We start from the raw sequence: 6,289 nt of genomic DNA on the forward strand, positions 1-6,289 counted from the left end.
GTACGTCACCCCGCTCGAAACGAGGTCTCTGCTCAGGCAGAACCTCGCCCCGGCAGCGTAAGCCCCCGCTGTCCAGCTCGCGGGGGGAACTTCAGACTGCATTACGAGGCGGCGTTTCGCCCTTCCGTGTGCGTCCACAGTTCCAGCACGTGCGCCGCGGTGACGTCACCCGGCCCCCGGACGGTCGAGCTCTGGACGGAGAAGTAGCGGGCCAGCCAGGACAGCACTGAGTAGAGACTCTCGGCCCCTCTCACCCGCTTCACGCCCGAACGCGGCGAGGTACGTTCCGCAAAGGATGAGGCGAACCAGCGCTGCAGGCCCTCATCAATCACGACCCGCTTCCCCTTGGGGTCCTGGATGTCGGCGAAGTCGAACACCCGCGAGCGGGCACCAGACTCCTCGATGACGCGCACCGCGGTACCCCCCGATGCCTCCAGCAGCCGCTCCGGAGGCCGCCAGTCACTCGATGGCATGGCCGCCTGGCGTCCACCACGCCCTCCTGCGCTCATGCGCTGCCCCCTGTCTGGACATTCATACCCGGGCGAGCGACCCTGGTCAGCGTCCGGCCGCCCTGCTCGGCCACGGTGCGGATCAGCGCCTCGACCGCTTGGGTCTCCTCGCTGTCCAGTAACTCCATCAAGTAGTCGACCTGCAGCGCGGTGAACGGCTCCAGATACGTATCCCGCGTCGTGGACGGATCCGCGTGCCCCAACATGAGTGACAGCGCGTACCACACGCCCCCGAACATCTCCCGGATGTCCAGCAGTTCCTGCTCGGTGAAGCCATCCAGCTGGGGCTGCCACACCGTCGAGAGCAGCGAATACCACTTGAGGGCGAAGGAGTGCCGGCACATGTGCGGGCGGCACCACAACGGCACGACTCCCTCCCCGCCCGCCTGTGCCCAAACGCGCTGGATCCGTTCGTTGGCGGCGGTGAACGTATCCTCCCAGCCCTCGAACTTCTTCGGCATCCCGTTCGGCGACAGCCACAGGGCCAGCGGCTCCAGCCCGGATGCGGTACGCCGGAACAGCAGGCGGCGCTCGTCGGGGCCCAGTACGTCCACCGAGAGCGATCCCCCGCTCTCCAGATACAGCAGCCGACTTCGGGCGTTGTAGCCACGGACAACCCGCTTATACGGGATCTTTTCGTAGGTCCCTCGCTGTTGAGCTCGGTGTATCGCCTGCGTCCGGGACCCCTCCAACAGGTCGACGTAGCCCCCGATCTCCCGCAGCACCGCCCTCGGTATTCGGTACCACCGCCCCTCCTTGGCACCCTTCACACACGCCGCGGCCAACCAGGCCCGCGGAAGACGGCCTCCGGCGGAGTGCGGAATCTCCACGTCGAGGACGCTGCCCCACTCCTGAAGGCGCAGCCCCGTGCCGTACAGCCCGTCGGCGAAGACCGCATCCCGGTCCTCGTTCGGCCCCGACCAGCCGGCTCGGCGCAGCCCGTCGAAGCCGTAGCCGCGCAGACCGATGTCCCGCCACTGCTCAAAGGGCGCACGCAGCATCCACTTCACCTGGCGGCCACGTGAACCCGTTGGCCGAATCCCATCGCGCCGCTCTCCCCCAGGACTGACCCCCTGTACGGAACGAACGCCTCACAGGTGGCCAGCAGGAGTCGCCCGCTCGTTCAGCGTGCGTGTCGGGCCGAGCAGCCGTGCCGCCTTTACGCTCCTGAGCACTCCTTCGCTCGCTGCGTGGTGCTGCGGTGCTTCAGGCGGTGCGGTGCGCTCCGACGAAGGACTGCAGGGCTTCCTGCGTGTGGGGAAGGCCGAGGTCCCGCAGCCGGTCTGCGGACGAGCGGATGAGCCAGGCGTGCCGGTGGCCGGCGAGATCGCCCAACAGCTGCTGCTGCGCCGCTGTCATGTCGGTGTAGCGGGGTGCGGGGCGCGGCTGCGGAGCGGGAAAGAGCTCCTCGATCGCCCTGCGGGTGCGGGACCCGTAGCAGTCCCAGACGATGCGGGGCAGGCACGCGTCGAGCGCCTCGCGCACGGCGGCCGGGTCCGAGCCGGGCGGCAGGGCGTGCAGGGTGCGCTCGATGTGGCCGAAAAGGTCGCCCTCGCAGTAGTCGGTTACGCGATCGAACGGGCTGCGGGCAGCTGCGGTGAGTTCCGTGACAGCCCGGCCGAGCAGGCTGGGGCCGACAGGGGTTCCGTCGAGGCCGGCGAGGCGGATGAGGGCAGTGGCCGCGGCCCACCGCATCAGCGGATCTGTGGCATCCAGGTACGGGGGGATGTCCTCGGCCGTGGAGGAAGGTCCGACGAGGCCGGCGGCGAGCAGTGCGGTGGCTGCGGTGACCGGGTCCTTCTCGTGTGCGGCAAGGGCGAGGAGGCGGGGCAGGGAGGTGGTGGAGAATTCGGGAAACCAGGCCAGGAGGTAGGCGATCCGGGTCCGCAATCGTGCGTCATCGTCGTCGAGTAGGGCGAGAAGGCCGGGAAGTTCGGCCAGGACGGCGTCGTATGACTGGAGTGCCGACCACCGAGAGTCGGGCGAGTTGCCGGCGGCCACCCAGTCCCGTATTTCCTGCAGCTGTGCGCGCTGGTCGGCATCCGTCGCGGCGGCCAGCTGCTCCTCGTACCACGGCAGGAGCTCCTCCGGTCCGACCTCCGCCGCGGCGGCACGCCATCCGGCCACGTTGATGCCGGTGGTCACGTCGTACTCGTCGTGCCAGTCCACGGCCAGGCGGGTGAGCAGCCACATCGTGTCCTCGCGGGCGGCCGCGGGGCCCGCGAGGGCGATCCTCGCGAGGAATGACACGGCGACCGGAGAGGCCGAATAGCGGCTTCCCTGATGAAAAATGCTGCTGAACAGGCTGCTGAACGCTTGCTTGCGCGCCTCGTCGTCGCTCCCGCACAGGGTGCGTATATGCCCTGGAACGTCATGCGCCGACTCGTAGGCGTGGGACAGGCTGGCCCAGTCCACATCGTCCAGCCCCGCCAGCAGCTTCTCGTACTCGTTGATCATCGAAGAAGGATCGCAGGAGGCACTGACACAGCCTCCGCGGCACAGCAACAGCTGGTCCCGCCCGAGCGGCACCGATCCACAACTTGCTGCAGGTGGGGAATCGCGGTGAGCAGGTCGGAGGAACCTCCAAGCAGCCGGTGGGGAAACTCATGGAGCCTCATCAATGACCCACTGTCCTGCCGACGCACCGGTTCAGCATCTTGGCGTTGTCTCACCGCCGCACAGGCTCACGCCGCCTGGCGGCGCGCCGCGCGATTCGCTGACCGGCGCGAAGGTCGGGATCAGCTGTCTCATGAGACACCCAGAATGCGAAGAACTTCTGCACGCGTACACGCTCGCCGCGCCCGCGACCGCCTCCCGGATCCGGCACGAGTTCGCCCACGTCCTGAACACAGACGCCGGCCGGACCGGTGAACTCATCGCGCTCGCCCAACTCCTCCAGGCCTGCGCCCGAGGCGTCCACCCCGCCCTCGCCCCACTCATCGCCCGTCGCGCCGGGAACCTCACCGGCACCCCCGTACCCGCTCCCTAACCACCCCGAGGCCCCTGTGACGCAACCGAGCACACCCTCCCTCCTCGGAGTCTTCGCACACCCGGACGACGAATCCCTCCACGCCGGCGGAGTCCTCGCCCAGCACGCCGCCGCCGGCGCCCGCACCGCGGTCGTCACCGCCACCTGGACGGCCGACAGCCACCGCGCCCCCGAACTCGCCGCCGCCTTGAACGCCTTGGGCGCCGGCACGCCGCGCCTGCTCGGTTACGCCGACGCGCGCAACCCCGACTCGGCACCCGGCGGTGCCGTACGCCTCGTCGACGCGCCCCTCGACGAGGCCGTCGGCCGCCTCGTCGCACACATCCGGCAGTTCCAGCCCGATCTCGTCGTCGGACACGACGCCTTGGGCCAGCTGACCGGGCACCCGGACCACCGGCGCACCCACCAGATCACGCTCCTTGCCGTCGAAGCCGCCGGTCTTCCGCACCTGTATCCGGACACCGGCGAGCCGTGGCAGCCCGCCGCCTTCTACGCGGCCACCCATCCTCAGGCCGGGATCGCCGACCTCGGTCCGCTGCTCAGCAGGGTCGGGAAATCCCTGCTGACCATGCCCGACGAGTACGTGACCGCCGCCGTGGACGTGACGGCCTTGCTCCCCCGCAAATGGGCTGCCATCAGCTCACACCGCAGCCAGCTCCACGGCGAGCGGCCGCTTCCCGCGCTGTTGTCCCGCGCCGACGCCGGGCGACGGGACCGCATCCTCGCCACCGAGTACTTCACCCGTCTCGGCCTCCCTCGCGGCGGCCCGGTCGCCTCAGCACTCACGGCCCCTCCACCCGGCCCTCGGTGAACACGCTTCACGTCACGACCCAACCAGTGGCATCGGCCCGGGCCGATGAAGACGGACAAGGAGTCCCATGCCCAGTTCACCCCACCACTCCGGCCAGACAGACCCTCCCGCCACCCCGAGCAGCCCGCCGGGTAACACGAACCCGGCCGTCGATGCACCAGGTGCAGCCGTCGCGCTCAGGACCGGACGCTGCCAGTGCGAGCACATCGTGTACCAGGTGCAAGGGGCCCCGGACGATCCGCACGGGTGCTCCTGTGAGAGAGACACTAGGGTGTCCGGCGGGCCCGCCGTGCTGTGGGTGGGCTTCCCCAAGGTCTCGCTGATCTGGAATGGCTCCGGCGGTGAGCCGAAGTGGTGGTTCCCATACCTTCTCCGAACTACTGAGGCTTTCTCAGAGGCTGACATTCGACGTCTCTGCGGACCAGGCGTGGACCACTTCGAGTACGCGCGGCCTTCGCCGGTAGGGAGTCACACCGGGTCTGGCAGGTCCATAAGCGCGAGTTTGGCCGGGTCGACCACAGCGGTGATCTCGGTGATGTGGCCGTCGGTGACGGTGAAGGCGAGGAGGGAAAGCGGGGTGCCGTCCTCGTTCCAGGAGAGGGCGCCGGGGCGGCCGTTGACGGTCGCCGCACGTCCTCGTGCTGCGCTGCCGGCCACTCGCGCGCGGGTGGCGACTTCGGTGGCTCCGAGCGTGACGAACGTGCCGTTCGGTGTGTGGACGGTGAACTTCACTTCAGGGTGGAGAACCTGCAGCAGCTGCTCGAACTGGCCGTCGCGGGCTGCGGCCAGGAAGGCTTGCACCACCTCGCGTTGTTGTCGTCCGGCGCCTGTCGGCTGCTGGGCGGCCTGTACTTTCCTGCGGGCACGGCTAGCAAGCATTTTGGTCGCGTCGGCGGATTTGCCGAGGATGGTGCCGATCTCCGCGAAGGGCACGACGAACACGTCGTGCAGCACGAACGCCAGTCGTTCGTCAGGACGCAGCGAGTCGAGGACCGTGAGGAGCGCGAGGCCGACGGAGTCCCCGATTGCCGCGAGGTCTTCCGGAGCGGGAGCGTCGTCGAGCGTCACGGTGAATTTCGGTAGCTGATCGTCGAAGGAGACTTCTGGGCGCGTCCGGCCCGACCGCAGGACATCGAGGCTGATGCGGCCGACCACGGTGGTCAGCCAGCCGCCGAGGTTGTCGATGGTGTCGGTGTCCTGGCGGGAGAGACGCAGCCATGCCTCTTGGACCACGTCTTCCGCGTCGGCGTGTGATCCGAGCATCCGGTAGGCGACGGCGCGGAGCCGGTCACGGTGGGACTCGAAGACATCGACCATCGGGTCCGCGGGATGGGTGCCGGCCATGTTGTTACCTCCGTGGAAGCTGCTCCGTCATAGGGATGACGCGCACAGGCGCCGCAACGTAACCCGATGAAGGAGAGCACTCCCCCATGGAAAACCGGCTCAAGAACAAGAACGCGAACAACACCGATGTGTGGACCGCGATCCAGCACCTCCAGAAGGCGATCGCCGCCGGCGGCGTCGACCCGAAGCTGCTCGCGCTGGTCCACCTGCGCGCCAGCCAGATCAACAGCTGCTCGGCGTGCGTCTACGCCAGTGTTGCCGGCGGGAAGAAGGCCGGTGACACCGACGAACGGCTGCACAACGTCGCAGCGTGGCGCGAGGCGCCGTTCTACACCGATGCGGAGCGCGCGGCACTGGCGCTGGCCGAGGCCGCAACCCGTCTGCAGGACGGTGCTCCAGGCGTCACCGACCAGATCTGGGAAGAGGTCAACGCCCACTTCACCGAGGAGCAGATCGGCGCGATCAACCTTGAGATCGCGCTGACCAACTTCTTCAACCGGATCAACCGCACCATCAAGGAACCGGCCGGCAGGACCTGGGGCTAGGGCCTGTTGTGAAAGTGCTGGTCACAGCCATTCGTTGATGGCTGCGACCAGCACTGTTGCTTCGTAGCGGACGGCGAGTTTGTCGTATCGC

The 6,289-nt window shown here is 68.5% G+C and carries 7 protein-coding genes; 3 read left to right on the top strand and 4 right to left on the bottom strand.

The annotated features are described in order from the left end of the window. Window positions 1-101 precede the first annotated feature (101 nt). The 3 genes from ACWD0Y_RS35730 to ACWD0Y_RS35740 form a co-directional block, all read right to left on the bottom strand. Window positions 102-413 carry a hypothetical protein gene (locus ACWD0Y_RS35730; RefSeq protein ID WP_450264423.1) on the bottom strand — a complete coding sequence of 104 codons (312 nt, stop codon included), beginning with the start codon at window positions 411-413 and terminating at the stop codon, window positions 102-104. Window positions 414-505: 92 nt separating this feature from the next. Further along, the gene (locus ACWD0Y_RS35735) at window positions 506-1,510 is read right to left on the bottom strand and encodes a hypothetical protein (RefSeq protein WP_450264424.1); all 1,005 of its coding nucleotides are present in this window, start codon (window positions 1,508-1,510) and stop codon (window positions 506-508) included. Window positions 1,511-1,715: 205 nt separating this feature from the next. Next, window positions 1,716-2,966, bottom strand: a complete 1,251-nt coding sequence (locus ACWD0Y_RS35740) for a hypothetical protein (RefSeq protein WP_450264425.1) — start codon at window positions 2,964-2,966, stop codon at window positions 1,716-1,718. 292 nt (window positions 2,967-3,258) lie between these two features. Here ACWD0Y_RS35740 and ACWD0Y_RS35745 point away from each other — a divergent pair, with 292 nt between their 5' ends. Continuing rightward, window positions 3,259-3,498, top strand: a complete 240-nt coding sequence (locus tag ACWD0Y_RS35745) for a hypothetical protein (protein WP_450264426.1) — start codon at window positions 3,259-3,261, stop codon at window positions 3,496-3,498. A 16-nt stretch (window positions 3,499-3,514) separates the two neighbouring features. Beyond that, window positions 3,515-4,309 carry a PIG-L deacetylase family protein gene (locus ACWD0Y_RS35750; protein ID WP_450264427.1) on the top strand — a complete coding sequence of 265 codons (795 nt, stop codon included), beginning with the start codon at window positions 3,515-3,517 and terminating at the stop codon, window positions 4,307-4,309. A 468-nt stretch (window positions 4,310-4,777) separates the two neighbouring features. Here the strand turns inward: ACWD0Y_RS35750 and ACWD0Y_RS35755 are convergent, their stop codons facing one another. Beyond that, the gene (locus ACWD0Y_RS35755) at window positions 4,778-5,653 is read right to left on the bottom strand and encodes a sigma-70 family RNA polymerase sigma factor (protein WP_450264428.1); all 876 of its coding nucleotides are present in this window, start codon (window positions 5,651-5,653) and stop codon (window positions 4,778-4,780) included. 86 nt (window positions 5,654-5,739) lie between these two features. On the opposite strand from ACWD0Y_RS35755, the gene ACWD0Y_RS35760 reads away from it, so the two are divergent. Further along, a complete protein-coding gene (locus ACWD0Y_RS35760; protein WP_450264429.1) occupies window positions 5,740-6,198 on the top strand; it encodes a carboxymuconolactone decarboxylase family protein in 459 nt (152 codons plus the stop codon). Window positions 6,199-6,289 lie beyond the last annotated feature (91 nt).

Source organism: Streptomyces altiplanensis (assembly GCF_053591575.1).